This window comes from Moorena sp. SIO2C4 (genome assembly GCF_010672485.1).
Lineage (GTDB): Bacteria > Cyanobacteriota > Cyanobacteriia > Cyanobacteriales > Coleofasciculaceae > Moorena > Moorena producens.
In genome coordinates this window covers 1-1,244 of sequence record NZ_JAAHGN010001506.1, presented here as the reverse complement: position 1 = coordinate 1,244, position 1,244 = coordinate 1, and the positions used below count along the sequence as shown (strand labels likewise).

At 44.9% G+C, this 1,244-nt stretch carries 1 protein-coding gene and 1 pseudogene; both read left to right on the top strand.

Features of this window, described 5'->3' with window-relative positions; translation table 11 throughout:
* Positions 1 to 401 (top strand): annotated as a pseudogene (locus tag F6K20_RS39025) (preprotein translocase subunit SecY); the annotation flags it as partial.
* 124 nt (positions 402 to 525) lie between these two features.
* Entirely contained in the window at positions 526 to 1,089 is a 564-nt protein-coding gene (locus F6K20_RS39020; RefSeq protein ID WP_008191180.1) for an adenylate kinase, read from the top strand.
* Positions 1,090 to 1,244: the final 155 nt, after the last annotated feature.

Here is a 1,244-nt window from a genome sequence, read left to right as displayed (position 1 = left end):
TATTATCTCAACCCCAATGGTCAAACTCCTTGGTCTATGTTGCTGTCTATTTAGTCTTGATTTTGTTCTTTAGCTACTTCTACGCCTCACTGATTATAAACCCAGTAGATATGTCCCAGAATTTGAAGAAAATGGGGGCGAGTATCCCTGGTATTCGACCAGGAAGGGCTACGAGTGAATATATAGAGAGAGTTTTGAACCGACTGACCTTATTAGGAGCAATTTTCCTAGGACTGGTAGCTGTAGTACCAACTGCAGTCGAAAGCGCCACTGGTGTAACCACATTTAGGGGATTAGGTGCCACATCGTTGCTGATTTTGGTGGGGGTTGCCATTGACACAGCCAAGCAAATTCAAACCTACGTGATTTCCCAGCGTTACGAAGGTATGGTCAAGCAATAAAGCGATTGGGCAATGGGCGCAGCAGCTTTTTTAGGTGGATGAGCCTCAAATTTTCGGGTCAGTTGGTTGTTGTTCATTGCCTAGGACAAAAACCAACTGACACATTACCCATGACACATGACACATGAAGAGATTAATCTTTTTAGGACCTCCAGGAGCAGGTAAAGGAACTCAAGCCAAAATTGTGGCTGAACAACTAGGGATTCCTCACATTTCCACCGGGGAAATTTTGCGAGGGGCTGTAAGTGCTCAAACCCTCCTGGGTCAAAAAGCTCAGTCCTATATGGATAAAGGAGAATTGGTGCCTGACGAGTTGCTCATAGATCTGATCCGCGATCGCCTAAATCAACCCGATGCTCAAAATGGTTGGATTTTAGACGGTTTTCCCCGTAACGTCAGCCAAGCCCATTTCTTGAATGACCTGTTGCAGGAGCTTGACCAAACTTTGGATGGTGCCATCAACCTAGAAGTGCCAGATCAGGTTTTGATCGACAGACTATTGGAAAGGGGTCGTAAGGAGGGACGTACAGATGATAATGAGGAAACTATCCGCACACGTCTTGAGGTCTATAACCATCAAACAGCTCCTTTGGTGGAATTTTACCGAGAACACTCAGCTTTAAAATCTATTAATGGTGATCTCTCCTTAGAGCAAGTCACCGAATCGATTAAACAGGTTCTAGCGTAATGATTTTAGGGTAAGCCCATGGGTAAGGGCGGAAACCCCCTGCGTGGGGCATGGAAGCCATCATCTGACCCTATTGTAGCGAATACCTTACCACTAGCCTAATACTTAGACTAATTTAGACTAATGGTTATTCTAATGGTTCGACCGGTGTAACA